Annotated in this window: 15 protein-coding genes and 2 pseudogenes; 6 read left to right on the plus strand and 11 right to left on the minus strand. The window is 74.1% G+C overall.

What is annotated here, in order from left to right; genetic code table 11:
* Positions 1–445: 445 nt before the first annotated feature.
* Complete coding sequence (locus tag ACIF8T_RS24675; RefSeq protein ID WP_400038257.1) at positions 446–1,360, plus strand: YceI family protein; 915 nt, start codon at positions 446–448, stop codon at positions 1,358–1,360.
* A 279-nt stretch (positions 1,361–1,639) separates the two neighbouring features.
* Here ACIF8T_RS24675 and ACIF8T_RS24680 read toward each other — a convergent pair whose 3' ends face one another.
* Positions 1,640–2,353, minus strand: coding sequence for a hypothetical protein (locus ACIF8T_RS24680; RefSeq protein ID WP_400038258.1), 714 nt, complete (start codon positions 2,351–2,353; stop codon positions 1,640–1,642).
* Positions 2,354–2,470: 117 nt separating this feature from the next.
* On the opposite strand from ACIF8T_RS24680, the gene ACIF8T_RS24685 reads away from it, so the two are divergent.
* Positions 2,471–3,322, plus strand: coding sequence for an alpha/beta fold hydrolase (locus tag ACIF8T_RS24685; protein ID WP_400038259.1), 852 nt, complete (start codon positions 2,471–2,473; stop codon positions 3,320–3,322).
* A gap of 123 nt (positions 3,323–3,445) precedes the next feature.
* On the opposite strand, the gene ACIF8T_RS24690 is transcribed toward ACIF8T_RS24685, so the two are convergent.
* The 10 genes and pseudogenes from ACIF8T_RS24690 to ACIF8T_RS24735 all read right to left on the minus strand — a co-directional run.
* Positions 3,446–4,024 (minus strand): ScbR family autoregulator-binding transcription factor, encoded by a 579-nt coding sequence (locus ACIF8T_RS24690; protein WP_400038260.1) that lies wholly within the window; start codon positions 4,022–4,024, stop codon positions 3,446–3,448.
* Between the two features lie 6 nt (positions 4,025–4,030).
* Positions 4,031–5,101 (minus strand): DMT family transporter, encoded by a 1,071-nt coding sequence (locus tag ACIF8T_RS24695; protein WP_400038261.1) that lies wholly within the window; start codon positions 5,099–5,101, stop codon positions 4,031–4,033.
* 139 nt (positions 5,102–5,240) lie between these two features.
* Positions 5,241–6,269 (minus strand): GntG family PLP-dependent aldolase, encoded by a 1,029-nt coding sequence (locus ACIF8T_RS24700; protein WP_400038262.1) that lies wholly within the window; start codon positions 6,267–6,269, stop codon positions 5,241–5,243.
* A 41-nt stretch (positions 6,270–6,310) separates the two neighbouring features.
* A complete protein-coding gene (locus ACIF8T_RS24705; protein WP_400038263.1) occupies positions 6,311–7,570 on the minus strand; it encodes an MFS transporter in 1,260 nt (419 codons plus the stop codon).
* Positions 7,571–7,620: 50 nt separating this feature from the next.
* Positions 7,621–8,913: a DUF1116 domain-containing protein gene (locus ACIF8T_RS24710; protein ID WP_400038264.1), complete on the minus strand. Its 1,293-nt coding sequence runs from the start codon at positions 8,911–8,913 to the stop codon at positions 7,621–7,623.
* A complete protein-coding gene (locus tag ACIF8T_RS24715) occupies positions 8,910–10,037 on the minus strand; it encodes an ATP-grasp domain-containing protein (RefSeq protein WP_400038265.1) in 1,128 nt (375 codons plus the stop codon). Before ACIF8T_RS24715 ends, ACIF8T_RS24710 begins: the two co-directional genes overlap by 4 nt.
* Before the next feature lie 303 nt (positions 10,038–10,340).
* Complete coding sequence (locus tag ACIF8T_RS24720) at positions 10,341–10,955, minus strand: NAD-dependent epimerase/dehydratase family protein (protein WP_400038266.1); 615 nt, start codon at positions 10,953–10,955, stop codon at positions 10,341–10,343.
* Positions 10,946–11,266, minus strand: a complete 321-nt coding sequence (locus ACIF8T_RS24725; protein WP_400038267.1) for an NAD-dependent epimerase/dehydratase family protein — start codon at positions 11,264–11,266, stop codon at positions 10,946–10,948. The genes ACIF8T_RS24720 and ACIF8T_RS24725 overlap by 10 nt, the downstream gene beginning before the upstream one ends.
* Positions 11,263–11,640 (minus strand): AfsA-related hotdog domain-containing protein, encoded by a 378-nt coding sequence (locus tag ACIF8T_RS24730; protein WP_400038268.1) that lies wholly within the window; start codon positions 11,638–11,640, stop codon positions 11,263–11,265. Before ACIF8T_RS24730 ends, ACIF8T_RS24725 begins: the two co-directional genes overlap by 4 nt.
* Before the next feature lie 134 nt (positions 11,641–11,774).
* Positions 11,775–12,251: pseudogene (locus ACIF8T_RS24735) on the minus strand (AfsA-related hotdog domain-containing protein); the annotation flags it as partial.
* A 195-nt stretch (positions 12,252–12,446) separates the two neighbouring features.
* On the opposite strand from ACIF8T_RS24735, the gene ACIF8T_RS24740 reads away from it, so the two are divergent.
* The 4 genes and pseudogenes from ACIF8T_RS24740 to ACIF8T_RS24755 all read left to right on the plus strand — a co-directional run bounded on the left by ACIF8T_RS24740 (position 12,447) and on the right by ACIF8T_RS24755 (position 15,642).
* Positions 12,447–13,082: a ScbR family autoregulator-binding transcription factor gene (locus ACIF8T_RS24740; protein WP_400038269.1), complete on the plus strand. Its 636-nt coding sequence runs from the start codon at positions 12,447–12,449 to the stop codon at positions 13,080–13,082.
* A 490-nt stretch (positions 13,083–13,572) separates the two neighbouring features.
* A pseudogene (locus ACIF8T_RS24745) lies at positions 13,573–13,846 on the plus strand (hypothetical protein); the annotation flags it as partial.
* An 82-nt stretch (positions 13,847–13,928) separates the two neighbouring features.
* The gene (locus ACIF8T_RS24750) at positions 13,929–14,414 is read left to right on the plus strand and encodes a hypothetical protein (protein WP_400038270.1); all 486 of its coding nucleotides are present in this window, start codon (positions 13,929–13,931) and stop codon (positions 14,412–14,414) included.
* Positions 14,415–14,481: 67 nt separating this feature from the next.
* Positions 14,482–15,642, plus strand: coding sequence for a hypothetical protein (locus tag ACIF8T_RS24755; RefSeq protein ID WP_400038417.1), 1,161 nt, complete (start codon positions 14,482–14,484; stop codon positions 15,640–15,642).
* The last annotated feature ends 139 nt before the right edge of the window (positions 15,643–15,781 follow it).

Genomic DNA, 15,781 nt, shown 5'->3' on the forward strand with positions numbered 1-15,781 from the left:
GCGTCCTCCTCGCCCGGCGCCGACGGACCATGATGCCGAACCGTTCGCCGCCGGCACCGCAGCGGCGCGTGAAGCAGCAACCGACACGGCGACTCGGCCCGTGCGATGTGTGGACCGCGTGACGAGACCGCGAACCGCGCGTGAATCTCCCGCGGTTTCGGGTGGCGTTCGCCACAGCACCGGCGCAAAGCATCACAGGCCGACAGGTGCAATACGACCCGCCGGATGACCGGGATGAGCGCTGTTCACGGCAATTCGCCCCGCGGGCAAGCCTCGCCGCACACCGCGCCCGGCGGCGAACCGCCTCACCCCACCTGACCTATGATCGTTTAATCATTGACTTCATCGCGCCTGCAACCAAGCCTCGGCGGTTGTCCGTGACCGCGAGCACGTCCATCGGTGCGGGGCCCGCGGTGGTGACACGCAGGAAGAAAGGTGAACCCGTATGGCCCTCGGACTGCTCCGACGCCGGCGTTCCCGCGGCGGTCCCGACGCCGCACCGGACTTCTCGCTGCCCCTGCCGGCCGGCGCCGGCGCATACGGCTGCGAGATCGTCGATCCCATGGGACAGCCCTTGGGCGGCGCCGAGGTCACGGTGACGGCGCTGGACAGCCACCGGGTCGTCGCCCGCGGCACCACCGATCCGTACGGCCTGTTCATGGCGACGCTCCCGCCCGGCTCCTACAGCGTGATGACCGTGGCGGAGGGACTCACCCCGGCCCGCAGCAACGTCGACATCGCCGCCGGAGCCGTGATCCCGCCGGCGCGCATCGCGTTGCTGCCCGCCCGTCGGCTGGAACTGCCGCCGTCCGGGACCTGGTTGTTCGATCCGCCGCACACCGCGATCCGGTTCATCGCCAAGCACGTGGGCATGGCCCACGTCCACGGCCGCTTCACCCGCTTCACCGGCGGCATCCGCATAGCGCCGGACATGGGGGACTCCCAGGTATCGGTCCGCATCGACGCCTCCAGCATCACCACGGGCAACAAGACCCGTGACAACCACCTGCGTTCCGCCGACTTCCTCGACGTCGAGCACTACCCCTACATCGACTTCGCCAGCACCCGGTTCGTCTACCGCGGCGGCTCCAAGTGGACGCTGAACGGCACGCTCACCATGCACGGCACCAGCCGCTCCGTGGGCCTGGACACGACGTACCTCGGCACGGTGAACGGCGGTTACGAACAGGAACTGCGCTGCGCGGCCCTGGCGAAGGCGGAGCTGCACCGGGAGGACTTCACCCTGAACTGGCGCTCGATGCTGGCCCGCGGCATCGCGGTCGTCGGCCCGACCGTGCAACTGGAGCTGGACGTCCAGGCGATGTACCGCACCCACGGAACCCCCACGCCCCCCGAGTAGGCCGGCGCGAGCCGCCCGGCGCCGAGGACTGTCTCGCTGCCGGGGGCGGACGCGGCGAGCCGTACGGGTGTACTGCTGATCACGCTGGACAAGACGACGTCGCCCGGCCGCGCACGAGTTGTCGGACCGGCCGGCGCACCGCCTCCGGCAACCGGTGCGGCCGCCGGCCGGCCCTCCCGTCGCGGGCACCCTGCTGATGTCGGCGGCCCTCGTCGCCCGAGGGAGCCCGCGCTCCTCCGCCGCCTGTCGCCCGCCGCGCCCGCGATCGGCGCCAGGCCCTCAGTCGTCCTCGGCACAGGGTCTCCGGGACCTCGGGTCGGCCGGGAGCAACGCCGCATCGCCGCGGGTGAGTTCCCGGCCGCCGATGATGTCGCACAGCTGCCGGTACCACCGGTCCGGTGCCAGGTGGAGCGCTCCGCCGGTGCCGTCGGGACCGATGTGGAGAACGGTGCTGCCGTCCGCTGAGGCGCCCATGAAGGCGTGCTGCCCGTCGAGTGCGCTGTCGCGCGGGCCGGTGAAGGAGTAGAAGGTCTCGTAGCCGGGCTCGCCGATCCGGCGGACGCGGACGGCGTTGTTCGCCGCGACGAGATAGCGGCCCCCGCCCTCCAGGAAGGTGGCGGCGAACGGCGTGGCCTCCGACTCCGCGATGCTGCGCAAAGGGCCGATCCCCTTGTGCGGCGGATCCCCGCGTCGCCACAGTTCGAACACCGACCCCTGACGCAGGATCGCGAAGTACGTTCCTGTGGCGTCGAATTGGGTGGACAGGATGTCGTCGCCGGTCTTCACGGTCTCGGTGGTGCGTCCGGTGGTGATGTCGACGAGGTGGATGCCGGGCCGGTCCAGGACGACGACGGCGACCCGAGCCCCGAGACCGTCGAGAACCGCGTCACCGAGGCCACCGGCACCCTGAACGCCTGGGCCGCCGCCGGTCTCAGCGACCCCCGCCAGATCACGACGAAGCACGTCCAGGACGCCCTCGACGCGCTGTCCCACCGCCCGGGGGCCTCGCGGGCGGCCGGAACGCGCCGTTTCCCCCGCCGGGCCGTCTCGTTGGGGATGCCGTGTGTGCCCGTCCGCGGGCAGAGGGGCTCGTTCGGGAGGTACAGCACCGTGCTCGAGGTGGAACGCGACGGCGTCCGGATCACTCTGACCCGGCGGGACGGCTCGGGCAGGCCCCTGCTCATCGTGCCGGGGGTCATGGCCGACGCCGCCGCCTGGCAGCCGGTCGTGGACGCGCTGGAGCCGGCCGGACCGGTCTACGTGCTGAACCGGCGCGGGCGCCGGCCCAGCGGTGAGCTCGGCGCGGACTACTCGGTGCGCACCGAGATCGACGACCTGGCCCGTGTGCTCGACGAGATCGTCGCCGCCGAGGACGCGGAGCAGGGGGTGGACCTGTTCGGCTGGAGCTTCGGCGGACTCGTCGCGCTGGAGACGGCGGCGCGGCGCCCCGCGGCCGTGCACTCGCTCATCCTCTACGAACCCGTCGTGCGGCCCTTCGGCCGCCACGCGCTCGGCGCCCTGCGGGAGGCCGACGAGGCCGGCGACCTGGACCGCGCCGTGGAGATCGTGAACCGCGAGGTGTCCGGGTTCTCCGAGGAGTACGTGGCGCGGCTGCGTCGGAGCCCGGCCTGGCAGGTGCTCCGGCGCCTGGCCGCCCCGCTGGTCCGGGAGCTGACGGCCCTGGACCGGCACCCCGCCGACCTGCGGGAGCTGGGCACGCTCGACCTGCCCGTCACCCTGCTGCTGGGCGCCGAGAACGAGGGCGTCCCGCCCTACGGCGACGCGTTCGCCGCGTTCGCGTCGGCCCTGCCCCGGGCCCGCGTGGTCACCATGCCCGGCCAGGGGCACCTCGCGCACGCGCAGGACCCCGAGAGCCTGGCCCGGCACATCGAGCGGGCCCTCCAGGAGACTCCCCGGGGGGCCGCGCACCGGGACGTCGAGACCCGCCTGCCCCAGCCGTAGCCGTGGCCGTGGCCCCGGCCCGGTACGGCGCGCCCGGTCGTGGACGCGGGCGGTGCCGCGGGTCGGGGCCCCCGCGGCACCGCCGGCCAGGAACCCCGGGCTGCGGGACATCCGCGCCGGCGGTCAATGGATCAGCCGCGGCAGCGCGGCGTGCCAGAAACGCTCCAGGGCCCCGGAGACCTCCACGGCGGCGTCCGGCTGGCGCGAGAGGATCTGCACGCCGACGGTGACCGCGAGGACGGCGGCGACGACGTCCTCGACCGCGACGCCCGGCGCCAGGCTGCCGTCGCGCCGGGCGTCCTCCAGCAGCCCCAGCAGGAGCGCGGTCAGCCGTCGGCGCAGGACCGGAACACCGCCTTCGGCACGGTCGCAGCTGACCTGGAATCCGGCTCGTACGACCACGTCGCGGCTCAGCAGGCCGGCCAGTTCACGGGTCGTCTCCACCATTGCCGTCAGCGCCGGGCCGCCCTCGCGGGCACGGGCGGCGGCCAGCTCCTCGAGCGCGCGTGCCGCCTCCGACTCCAGCGCGGAGGCCAGCGCGTCCTTGTCGGCGAAGTGGAAGTAGACCGCGCCCTTGGACAGGCCGGCCTCGGCGCTCACCTTGGAGATCGTCGCGGCCTTCAGGCCGTACCGGTCGATGACGTGCGCCGCGGCCCGCACGATGGCGTCACGGGAGCGGACGGCGCGTTGCTGTCGTACCACCGGGGGTCACTTCCCTCTCCCGTCGAACGGGTGCTCGGCCACCGGCGGTGTGAGAGGGTCCGGCCGCGGCCGGTCGCCGGCCGGAGCCGCCAGCACGGCCGCGCCGATCAGCAGCAGCGCCCCCACCGCGACCGTCCCCTGGTGCGCCGGCGGCTCCCCCAGCAGCGGGCCCAGTGCCAGGGACCCGAGCACCTGCCCGCTGATCATCCCGAGCCCCGCGGCGAGGACCCCGATGCGGCGCACGGTCAGCACGGCGGACAGCACCACCACGCAGCCCAGCAGGCCGCCGGTGTAGTGCCACAGCGGGCCGGACCGGGGCGCGGGCAGCTCGGAGAGGGCCGTCAGCACCGCCAGGGCGGCGGCCATCAGCGCGGTGCCGGTGGCGAAGCTGAAGAGGACCGCCGGGTAGGGGTGCTTCCCGGCGGCCTCGTCCACCCTGCCGTTCACCGCCATCTGCCAGGACAGGGCGCAGCCGGCGAGGAACGGCAGGACGGCGAGCGCGACCGTGCGGTCCGCGTCCGGGGCGGCCAGCACCGGAAAGGCCACCGCGCACACGGCGAGCAGGCCGCCCGCGAGGCGGCGCCGGGTGGCGCGGCGCGGGGCGCCCGGGCCCAGGCCGAGATGGTCCACCGCCACCCCGCACAGCGTCTGGCCCGAGACGAGGGCCAGCGTGTAGGGGGCCGGGCCGAGCGCGGCGGCGGTCAGCGCCTGCGTCAGGACCATGCTGCCGCCCGCCAGGCCGCCGAGGCAGTGCCATGGCCGCAGCGCCCGGGACCGCAGCGCCGCCGACAGCGCGGCGAACGCCGGCCGCAGTCCGGTCAGGAACAGCGCGGCCGCCGCCGCGACGCACAGACTGAGCGTGTTCGACCAGGCGGCCGCCGACACGGACCCGGTGTGTTCACCGAGCCGGCCGTTGACCACGGACTCCAGGGCCAGTGCGGCGCCTCCGGCGACGGCCCCGGCCAGCGGCAGTGCCCCGGATCCGCCCGGCGGGAGCGCGGCTGCGGCCGGCGGCCCGGGGGAGGCCGCCGGCTCGGCGTGGTGGAGGCGACTGCGCGGTGTACGCGATGACGGCATGGGTGCTCCGGGTGGAGAGGGTCGACGGGTGGTGCGGGGGCGGCGGCCGGGCCGGCCGCGCACGGGCCCGGCCGGCACCCGGCGTGGTGTGCGGGGAGGCGCGTCGGTGCCGAGGGGCCCGTGGACGTGCGGGTGCGGCTCAGCCGGGCGGCGGGAAGGACTCCACGGCCCGCAGGACGTCACGGCGTGACACGTCACAGTGCGTGATCATGCGCACGCCGGTGTCCGTGGGAACCGTCAGGACACCGCGTTCGGCGAGCAGGGAGACGGTGCGCGGCGGGTCGTCGACCGGCAGCAGGACGATGTTGGTCTGCGGGGTGTCGGTCTTCCAGCCGCGCTCGGCCAGCCCGGCCGCGAGCAGCCGGGCGTGGTCGTGGTCCTCGGCCAGGCGGTCCACGCGCTCCAGGGCCACCAGGCCGGCTGCCGCCAGCACCCCGCCCTGGCGGATGCCGCCGCCGAGCATCTTGCGGACCCGGCGCGCCTCCCGCACGAACGCGGTGCCGCCCGCCAGCACCGAGCCCACCGGCGCGCCGAGCCCTTTGCTGAGGCAGACCTGGACGGTGTCGGCGCCGTCGGCCAGGTCCGCGGGCGGCACGCCGAGGGCGACCGCCGCGTTCCACAGGCGGGCGCCGTCGAGATGCACCAGCAGCCCGGCCTCGTGCGCCGCGCCGACCAGCCGGCGGTGCTCCTGCACGGTGGTGACCGTGCCGCCCGCCGCGTTGTGGGTGTTCTCCAGGCACAGCAGCCGGTCGCGCAGCGCGAAGTACGGCCCGCCGCGGGCGACCGCCCGGGTGACGTCGGACGGGCTCGGCGTGCCGGGGCCGGCCGTCCAGGGCAGTGCGCGGGGCAGTCCGCCGGCCAGCCATGCCGCCGTGCCGACCTCCTGGTCCAGGACGTGCGCGCGGTCCGGGGCGAGGAAGCGGTCGCCGCGTTCGAGGTGCACGCACAGCGCGATCAGGTTGCCCATCGAGCCGGAGGGCACCCACAGGGCGTCCTCGGTGCCGAGGCGGTGCGCGACCGCCTCCTCCAGCTCCCGCATGGTGGGGTCGCCGTCCAGGACGTCGTCGGCGACCTCGGCGCGGGCCATGGCCTCGCGCATCCGCGCGTCGGGGCGGGTGACGGTGTCGGAGCGCAGGTCGACCGGCGGTCCGGCCGGGGTCGGGGTCATGGGAGCCTCCGGAAAGGGGATGCCGGCCGGTGCGGCGGCGGTCACGGCTGTGCCGGCCGCGCGACGCGGTACCGGGTCATCAGCAGGGCGGCCAGCATGCTGAACCCGGCGCCCAGGAACATCACCGCGGAGGGGCCGGACGCGTCCACGAACCATCCGCCGATCAGCGCGCCCAGCGCGATGGAGATGTTGAACGCGCAGATGTACAGCGAGGTCGCGGCCTCCGGGGCCTGCGGGGCGCTGGCGAAGACGAGGGTCTGCAGACAGACCGGCAGGGCCGTGTACGCGATGCCCCACACCAGCAGCAGGATCACCGTGCCGGGATGCCACCGGCCGTTCGCCACCAGTGCGACGACGGCCGCGGCAAGCAGGAGGATGCAGGTGAGCGTGGTGGCGCGCAGGGCACGGGCCGCCGCCGCGCCGCCCGCGAAGTTGCCGACGACCCCGGCCACGCCGTACAGCAGCAGCAGTGCGCTGACCCAGTCCGAGGGGATGCCCGCGTCCTGTTCGAGGAAGGGCGCGACGTAGGTGTACGCGGCGAAGTGGCCGATGACCATGGCGGCCGTGACGAGGGTGGCGATGCGGAGGTTTTCGTCCCGCAGCAGCCGGGGCAGCTCGGCCAGCCGCACCACGGTGCGCGGTGCGAGGGGCGGCAGCAGGAAGGCCGCCGCGGCGAGGATCGCGACGCCGATCCCGGCGATCGCCCAGAACGCGGTGCGCCAGTCGGACAGGCCGCCGATGAAGGTGCCGAACGGGACGCCGACCACGGAGGCGATGGAGATGCCGCTGAAGACGACCGCCGTGGCCCGGACCGCCTGGGCCGGCGGCACCAGGCGGATGGCGATGCTCGCGGCGATCGACCACATCACTCCGTGGGCGAAGCCCGTCAGCAGCCGCGACACCATCAGGACGGCGTAGGAGGAGGACAGCGCGGTGAAGGCGTTGCCCGCGACGAAGACGCCGAGCACCAGCAGGAGCAGCAGCCGGCGGTCGAGGCGGCGGGTCGCGACGGTCAGCACGGGGGCGAACAGGCCCGCGATGGCGCCGTACAGGGTCACCGACAGGCCGACGGTGCCCTCGGAGACGTGCAGGTCACGGCTCATGGCCGGGAGCAGGCCGATCGGGACCATCTCGGTGGTGGTGAAGGCGAAGACGCCCATGCCCACGGCGACGACGGCCAGCCAGCTGCGGACCGGGCCGAGCGGGGCGGGAGAGGCGGCCGGCCGGTCGGCACCGTCCGGGGCGGGGGTGGCGGACACGGTGTCCGTGCCCTGGTGGGGGGAAGGGGGCGAGTGTGTCACGGGGATCTCCGGATGGCGCGGGGTGGCGGGAACGCGGGCGTGGTGGCCGGCTAGGGCGCGGACAGCAGCTCCGCGGCCCGCCGGAACGGTTCGAGCGGGGGCAGGAAGAGGACGGCGCCGGCGTGGCCGCCCTCGCGCAGCGTCGCGCCGAGGTGGATCGCGGGGACGATGCCGGTCTCGGCGACGCGCGCCGCGTCGATGCCGCACGGCACGCCCCGGTAGGCGAGGGCGGGGATGCGGTACTCGGGGTGTTCGCTCAGCGTGATCCGGTACATGCGCTCGGTCAGACGGATCATGTCCCGCGGCGTACCGGCGGAGTGGTCCTGCAGCGGCATGGCGGCCGCGGCCGCCATGCCGCCGAGGCCGACCGTCTCCGTGATCAGGCTCTCGCCGCCGACGTACGCCAGGTCGTCGGTGGTCCGGCCGTCGTACAGCCGGCCGCGCAGCGTGGACACCGGCGGGAGGGGAGCGGTCAGCCAGCGGTCGCCGAGACCGGAGACCCGCAGGCCGAACTGCTGCTCGTTGAGGTTCATCGCGGTGACGAGCGTGCTGCCGGGGATGCCGGAGGCGCTGTCGGCCGCGGCCTTGCACGCCGCCATCACGAGGTGCAGGAAGAGGTACTCGGCCGAGCGCAGGTACGCGGCCAGCGCCCTGTGGCGCTCCGCGACCCCGCCGCGCGACAGGTCCAGTACGGCGTCCAGCACTGCGGCCCGGAACAGCGCCCCGGCTGCCTTGTGCCGGCTGTGCAGGTCGTCGCCCATGGCCAGGGCCCGGCGGACGACCGGGGTGAGCGCGAGCCCGCCCAGGTGGTCCAGGACCTCGGCTAGGGCGGGCGAGACGACCTCGCTGACGTGCCGCAGCCGGGCGCCGACTCCGGCGTCCCAGACCCCGAAGGTCAGCGAGGCCCGGTCGGCGCCCTCGTTCATGCGGCAGAACGCGCGCCGGCCGGACGTCTCGTCCCGCACCACGACCACCGGCATCGACGCGGTGCACACGCCGGTGAGCGAGCCGACGGTCGCGTGGTCGTGCGAGGGGCGCACCACGATGGTGCCGTCGGCGAGCAGCGCCTCGGCCTCGTCCTCGTCCCGGGCGAGCCCTTCGTAGAGCGCGGCGCCGACGACGGCCCGGCGCTGGCCGCCCGCGTACCGCTCCCACGGCAGGGGCGGTCCGGAGACGAGGATCGTCCGGGGGGTCATGCCGGGGACGACCTCGCCCGCGGGGGCGACGGTCTCCAGGACGGGGCGGGCGGCGGTGAGGCGGGCCACCGCGAGCGCGTTGGCCGCGTCGCGGTCCGCGCGCCCGGAGCCGTGGTGTGCGGTGGCGGTGGTGGGACGGGCGGTCATCGCAGGGCCTCCTCGGACGTCTCGGCGGGCGACGGCTGCACGGCGTGGATCGTCACGCGGGCGGTGGCGTCCCGCGTGGCGGTGCCGAGGTCGGAGTCGAGGGGACCGTCCAGGACGACGGAGACCGACCTGCCCTGGGAGTCGGACAGGTCGCCGAGGAGGTCGCCGCGGCCGCGGCTCACCAGGACGGCACGGGCCCGGGCCGGGGCGTCCGGCGCGAGCGGCGGCAGGTCGGGCCACCGGCCCTGCTCGCCGACCCAGTGGACCGGTACGTCCTCGGCGGTCACGTCCGCCAGCAGGCCCCGGGGGTGGTCGAGGTAGACCTGCCGGGCCCGGCGGCGCGGCGGCGCGGTGGACGGCTCGGTGCCGAGCGCGAGGTCCAGCAGGGCGGCGTCCAGGTCCATGCCGGTGGCCAGGCGCCACAGGCGGGTGATGGCGTCGCCGGGCGGCCGCGCGGCGGCCTCCATCAGCACCACCCGGTCCTCGGCGGTCAGCCGGAATTCGGCGTGGCTCATGCCGGTGCCGAACCGGACGGCACGCAGGAACTGCGCGTTGGCGTCGAGCAGCAGTTCCTCCTGCGCCGGGGTGAGGTGCGGCGCGGGGGAAGTGTGACCGGTCTCGGTGAAGAACGACGTGGCGGACTCGTTGGTGTCCTTGGCCGTGATGCCCGCCCAGAGCACGGCGCCGTCGCGGACCAGCGTCTCCACGGAGAACTCGCGGCCGGTGATCCGTTCCTCGAGCAGGAGCAGTTCGTCGGGACCGTAGCCGGGCAGCAACGGGGGGACGGCGTCCGGTCCGGCGACCGCGCGCACACCCGAACTGGACATGCGCGAGGCCGGCTTGAGCACGGCGGGGTAGGTGTCCCAGCCGTCGGCGGTGGTGGTGTCCACGTTGTCGAGACCGACGCCGGCGCGGGCGACGACTCGGAGCCGGGGCGCCCGGTCGAGCACCTCGGCGTCGACCCGGGTGCCGCTGCGGACGATCAGGGCGTCCGCGTCGGGCATGGCGGCGAGCAGGGCCGGGCGGTCCCGGCCGTCGACGTGCCGGACGTCGCACGTGGTCTGGAGGGCGGCGAGGGTGTCACCGGGCAGTGCGTCACTCACGATCACGATCGGTGAGGGCACGGGTCTCTCCTTGAGGAGGCGTCAGGGCCACGAGACTAAAAGCCAAACGTTTGGTTTGTTCATGGAAAACCTAACGTTTGGTTTTATTCCAAGGAAGCCGTCTTCCGTGTGCCCTGCGTTACTCCGGCCGTCCGCGGTCCGGGCAGGCACCAGCGGGCGCATGGTGGAGGGCAGGGCGGAGCGGGGCGTGGACGCGCCCGGCTCCGGCCCGGGCGCTCCCGTCGCGCCCGTCCGGACGGGACCGCCGCGTCGCGGGCGGGCGCCGGCCCCGGGTGTACGGAGCGGCGCCGCGGCCCGGGTCCGTCAGAACAACTGCTCGCGGTACCAGGCGGCGTGGGCCGCCAGGCCCGCGGGGAGGCCGATGTCCGGCGCGTGGCCGCCCGCCGTCCGCAGCCGGGTCGCGTCGAACCAGTGATCGACCCCGAACAGATCCAGGAGATGGCCGTCGCACCCGGCGGCGATCAGCTCCCGCCTGGCTCGTTCGAACGGCTGGTCGCCCTCCACGAGCGGGAAGCCGAGGTGCCGGTGCGCGGCCACCACCAGGTCCCGCAGGCTGACCGGCCGGGGCGGACAGGCGTGGAGGACACCGGTCGCGCGTCGCGACGGTGGGGTCACGGCCATCCGCGCGAGGGTCGTGGCGAGACCGCCGACCTCCGTGAGCGACAGCAGCGCCGACCCGCCCTCGGGCAGCCCGGAGCGCAGGGCCCGCACCGTCCGCAGCAGGGCCGGCATCACCCACTTGTCCCCCCGGCCGCAGACGAGGTACGGGCGCAGGACCGCGCCGCCCGCCCCGAGCACGAACCGCTCGCCGGCCAGGCGGCTGCGGCTGGTCGGCGAGACGGGGCGCGGCTCCACCGCGCCCTCGGCCGTCCCGCGGAACGGCCCGTTGCCGTACACGGCCGCGGTGCTCAGCTGCACGAGCCCGCCCACGCCCGGCCGGCCTCGGCCACCAGGTGGCGGGTGCCGTCGACGTTCACCGCCTCGCACCGCTCCTCGTCCTTGCCGATGTACGAGGCGAGGTGCAGCACGCAGTCCACGTCGCGGCAGATGCCGCGCAGAGTGGCGGGGTCGGTGAGGTCGCCCTCCACGACCTCGACCCGCGGTCCCGCCGCCGGGGACCGCCGGTGGGCCAGCACGCGCACCCGCACCCCCGCGGACCGCAGGAGCGGGACGACCGTGCCGCCGACGAACCCGGACCCGCCGGTGACCAGGACGCGCGGCCTGTTCACCGTCCGTCCTTCGCTGAGGCGGGCACGCGGTGGGCGGTGAGCACGCACTCGTAGGCGATGGCGCCGTTCTGTTCGGCTGCCACCTGGACCTCCCCGCTGGCGGTGCCGGTGGTGAGCAGCCGGGCGCGCACCAGGCAGGGGCTGTCGAACTCCACGTACCGGTGGAACCGGCTGGCCATCACGGGCGTCAGGACCGTGCCGGGGCCCGCGAGGCGGTGTGCCGCCTGCCGCGCGGCCTCCAGCAGGAGCATCCCGGGGACGTGGTCGGTGGGGTGGTCGAAGAGAGTGGGGTGCGCCCAGTTGACGCGCAGCGGCCAGACCCCCTCGTCGGGACGAGCCGGGCCGTGACCGGCCGGCGGGAGGCCGAGCACCACGTCCGCCTCGGCGGTGCGGCCGACCTGGTGGGGAGGCAGGGCGCGGGCTGGTCGGGCAGGCCGGCGGGTATCTCGGCGTACGGGCCCCGCAGCCGCCGGTAGACCGAGCGCCGCATGCGGTTGAACGTCATCCGGCCGTGGCCCAGGGCCACGGCGCCCCGCGCGAGCCCGACCTCCATCGTCATCCCCGCCAGGCGGCCACCGTGCAGCTTCACGTCGGTGCCCTCGACGGTCAGCTCGACGTCGACCGGTCGGTGGCCGAGGCGCAGGGCATCGGGGAAGAGGGTGAAACGGAGGTCCGTCATCAGGGTCGGATGGTCCCGGGGCAGGTCGTAGAAGACATGGCTGACCAGGGAGAACGTCTGGCGGATGCTCTCGGCGGCCAGCAGCGGGTCGCGCCAGAGGCCGTCGACCGGGCCGTAGAAGCCGTGGCCGCGCGGCCACTGCGCTCCCACCTTGAAGCGGTGCGGGCCGAGGCGTATCCAGTCGGTGAGCAGCACCTCGCCGACGGCCCACCGGTGGACGAGATCGCGCGGTGCCGTCCGCTCGAAGGAGAGGGGGCGTAAGTGCTCGTCGGCGGGCGGGGGGTGCGAGCGGTGAGGAAGGAACAGAGGGAGAGGTCGACCGGCATGTCACACGGCTCCTGTCTGCGCTGCTTCCCGGAAGCCGCCACTCGGCCCTCCGGGCGCAAATGATCGCGATACAGCTTTCGAAGCCATACAATACCCAACGTCTGGTTTGTTTTGGCCGTACCTCATCAGGCTCTTCATGAGTCCGACATGACGCGGAAACGAGGGTGTCACGCAATGGCCCGACAGGAACGAGCGATCGAGACGCGGCGGAAACTCCTCGTCGGGGCGGCCCAGGTCTTCGACGAACGGGGCTACGCGGCGGCGAGCATCAACGAGATCCAGGAGCGCAGCGGCGTCACCAAGGGGGCCATGTACTTCCACTTCGCGTCCAAGGAGGAGATCGCGCGCGGGGTGATGGCGGCGCAGACCGAGATCCCGGTCGAGACCCGCAGCCGGTCCGCGTCACCCATGCAGCAGGTCATCGACCTCACCCACGAGCTGGCCCGCCGGCTGCGCACGGACGTCCTGTTCCGGGCGAGCATACGGCTCACGGTGGAACGGGGGACCTTCCAGGCGAACGACTCCGACCTCTACGACTGGTGGCTGCGCGCCTTCGGCCGCGAACTGGCCCGTGCCCAGGGCGCCGGCGAACTCAGGCCGGAGATGGCCCCCGAGGACGTGGCGGCGAGCGTGGTGGGCTCCTTCACCGGCATCCAGATGCTCTCCCACGTCACGTGCGACCGGCGTGACCTCCACGAGCGCCTGGCTCGCTGGTGGGAGCAGATCCTCCCCGGCATCGCGACCCCGGAGGCCGTGCGCACGATGCTGCCGGCCGGTTCCCCCGGACTCGACCTTCCCGACGGGGCCTGACCGTCCGGCGCGGCCGCCGCTACCGGGCACCGGTCGGTGTCCGGTCCGGGTGAAGTCGCGTCGGCTTCCCGCCGCGGACCGCCCGGGACGCGTGTACGGGGTGCCGGTGAGGTGCTCGGCGGGCCGGTGAGGCCGGCCCGGCGCAGGTCGCCGTGCCCTGCGGCCCGGGCGGTGGCCTGGACTGCGGCGATGCCGAGGAACCGGGTGAGGCCGGAGGAGACGCCGTTGACCGTCGGGCCGCCATGAGGTCCGGCGGCGGGCCAGGACAGTGAGGGTGACGTCGACCGCCGGGATCGCGGTGACGGCCATCGCCGGCTGCCGGGCGAGCACCCCTCCTGCCCGGCCCGGGTGACTGACAGCGCGTCGCCCATGCGGATGAGCGTGCCGACGCGCAGTTCCCGGCGGCACCGCCGTCGCGGCGCTGCCGCCCGGCAACGGGCGTGCACCGCGCCGCCCTCACGTCACCGGGGTACTCCCCCGAGGGCACGATGCCGCGAACCCTCGCCGGCCGGGTCGGAGCGTCGGCGAGCCCTCGATGACATACTGCGCCGGCCGGCACCTCATCCCCGTCCTCGCCGCGGACCGGTTGCGTGACACCGGCGACACCATCGGCGCGATCGCCCACCCCGTGGGCCGCGGCAGCGCCTTCGCCCTGTCGACGGCCTTCACGGGCCTACGGCGTCGGTCCGCAGGAGGGGCGGACGCGGGCGGTCCCACCTGCGGTCATGGAGAAAACCTCATCGATCGCCTGTCATGTCTCATAAGAGCGACCGGTGACAGCGTGGTCCGGCGGTGGAAGGCTCGCAGGCGTTCGTGACCATCGACCGAGACACCGGGGGAAGCCTCATGCTGGTGAGACGAACGGTGGCCGTGCTGGCCGCCATGGTGGTGATGGTGTTCGGCGGGAGCGCCGCCGCCCAGGCATCGCCACGACCCGCGCCCGTCGCGGTGACCACGCAGTCCGAAGCGGGACCCGCCGGCGCCCAGGCGTCGTGCACCAAGCGCAACGTCAGTCACTACGACGTGTGGACGAATCGCACCTGGCCGGCCGACTGGGTGTGCGGGAACCGCGCGGGAGCGCCGCTGTACGGCTGCGCGAGCTTCATCTCCGCCTGCGGGGTGATCGGCTGGATCGACACCTCGTCCAGCTGGTTCGTCTGCTGGGGCAGGGGCGCCCAGCACAGCGGGGGGAACAACATCTGGTACTACACCCAGGGCGACCGGTCGGCCCTCGGTGAAGGCGGCCGTCAGGGCTGGGGGTTCATCCCCGCGGTGGACGTGTGGACCTCCACCGATCCCTGGCCCGGCATGACCGAATGCAACATTCCATAAGGCCGGGGGGTCTTCCATGCGCTTCACCGCCACACCTGCTCCGGTCCGTACGCCCCGGTACCTCCTCATGATGGCAACGGTGGTGTGCTCGCTGCTGCTCGCCGGCGCCGGCCTCTCCCCCGCCTCGGCGGCACCGGCACGGCCCGACGGCACGTCCCCGGTCATCCTGGGCAGCACCGCGCAGGTGCCCCCCGGAGTGACCGCCGGAGTCGCCGTCTTCGACCGGCAGACAGGTGCCTTCACCGAACAGGTGAACCCGGGCATGCAGTTTCGCTCGGCTTCCGTGGTCAAACTGCTGATGGCACTCGACTTCCTCTGGAACCGAGGACCCGACTACATCGTTCCGGCAGCCGACCGTACGCGGCTGGACGCGATGCTGCGCAGCAGCAGCGACACGGCCGCCGACCACTACTGGGACGCTCTCGGCAGGAACGCCATGGTCGCTCGCATGGTCGCCCGGCTCGGCCTCGTCGACACGGTGCCGCCGCCTGCCGGTCACGAGGGCATGTGGGGCTACACCGCCATGTCGGCCCGGGACACGGTGACGACGTACCGGTACATCCTCGACAAGGCCCCGGCGCCCGTCCGCGACCTCATCATGGACAACCTCCGCCAGTCGACGAGGTGCGCGTCCGACAGCTTCGACCAGCACTTCGGCATCGCGTCCGCGTTCGGCCGGCCGTGGGCCGTCAAACAGGGCTGGTCGGGACGCTACGCGCAGGGCACCTGCAGCCCCACACCGGCCGGAGCGGCGGCGCCTGCGAGTGACCCCGGTCCCGGTGCGCTCGCGGCCGCCGCCGTGGATCTCACGCGACCCGCGCTGCACACGACGGGCACCGTGGGATCCGGTGACCGCTCCATCGTCGCCGTCCTCACCCTGCACCCCGACGGCACGACCTACGGCAAGGCCTACACCGACATCGGCCGTCTGACCCGTTCGCTGAACGTGCCCGGCTCGGTCGCCGTGTCCGGGAAGTGGTACGGAACCTGGAGCTCCGACGTCAACGTGCGCCGGGAGCCTGCGATCGGGGACAACAACGTGCTGACCAGGCTGCCCGCCGGTGTGGAGGTGCTGGTGGGCTGCCAGAAGAAGGGCCAGCTCGTCTCCGTGCCGCCCTACAGCAACGACTGGTGGGCGTACCTGCCCCAGTACGGCGGCTACATGTCCAACATCTACATCAGCCATCCGGACAACCAGTTGCCCGACGTCCCGCTGTGCGGCAGCTGACGGAGCGGTCCGAACCGGCAGTGAACCGCGGGGGGGGGGCCCCCGGCGCCCCCCCCCCCCCCCCCCCAATCAGCAACGGGGGTTTGCGGGACGGGTGGCCAGGGGGGGCGTGGGTGTGGGCTTTGGGGAGGACCGTTCT

The sequence above is a fragment of the Streptomyces sp. NPDC085946 genome, assembly GCF_044540485.1.
In the GTDB taxonomy this organism is placed as follows: domain Bacteria; phylum Actinomycetota; class Actinomycetes; order Streptomycetales; family Streptomycetaceae; genus Streptomyces.

What these genes read in the sequence shown, in the direction of transcription:
- ACIF8T_RS24755 (WP_400038417.1), top strand. Translation starts at nt 14,482, where the DNA reads ATGATGGCAACGGTGGTGTGCTCGCTGCTGCTCGCCGGCGCCGGCCTC.
- ACIF8T_RS24695 (WP_400038261.1), bottom strand. Translation starts at nt 5,101, where the DNA reads ATGCCGTCATCGCGTACACCGCGCAGTCGCCTCCACCACGCCGAGCCG.
- ACIF8T_RS24710 (WP_400038264.1), bottom strand. Translation starts at nt 8,913, where the DNA reads ATGACCGCCCGTCCCACCACCGCCACCGCACACCACGGCTCCGGGCGC.
- ACIF8T_RS24675 (WP_400038257.1), top strand. Translation starts at nt 446, where the DNA reads ATGGCCCTCGGACTGCTCCGACGCCGGCGTTCCCGCGGCGGTCCCGAC.
- ACIF8T_RS24740 (WP_400038269.1), top strand. Translation starts at nt 12,447, where the DNA reads ATGGCCCGACAGGAACGAGCGATCGAGACGCGGCGGAAACTCCTCGTC.
- ACIF8T_RS24700 (WP_400038262.1), bottom strand. Translation starts at nt 6,269, where the DNA reads ATGACCCCGACCCCGGCCGGACCGCCGGTCGACCTGCGCTCCGACACC.
- ACIF8T_RS24750 (WP_400038270.1), top strand. Translation starts at nt 13,929, where the DNA reads ATGCTGGTGAGACGAACGGTGGCCGTGCTGGCCGCCATGGTGGTGATG.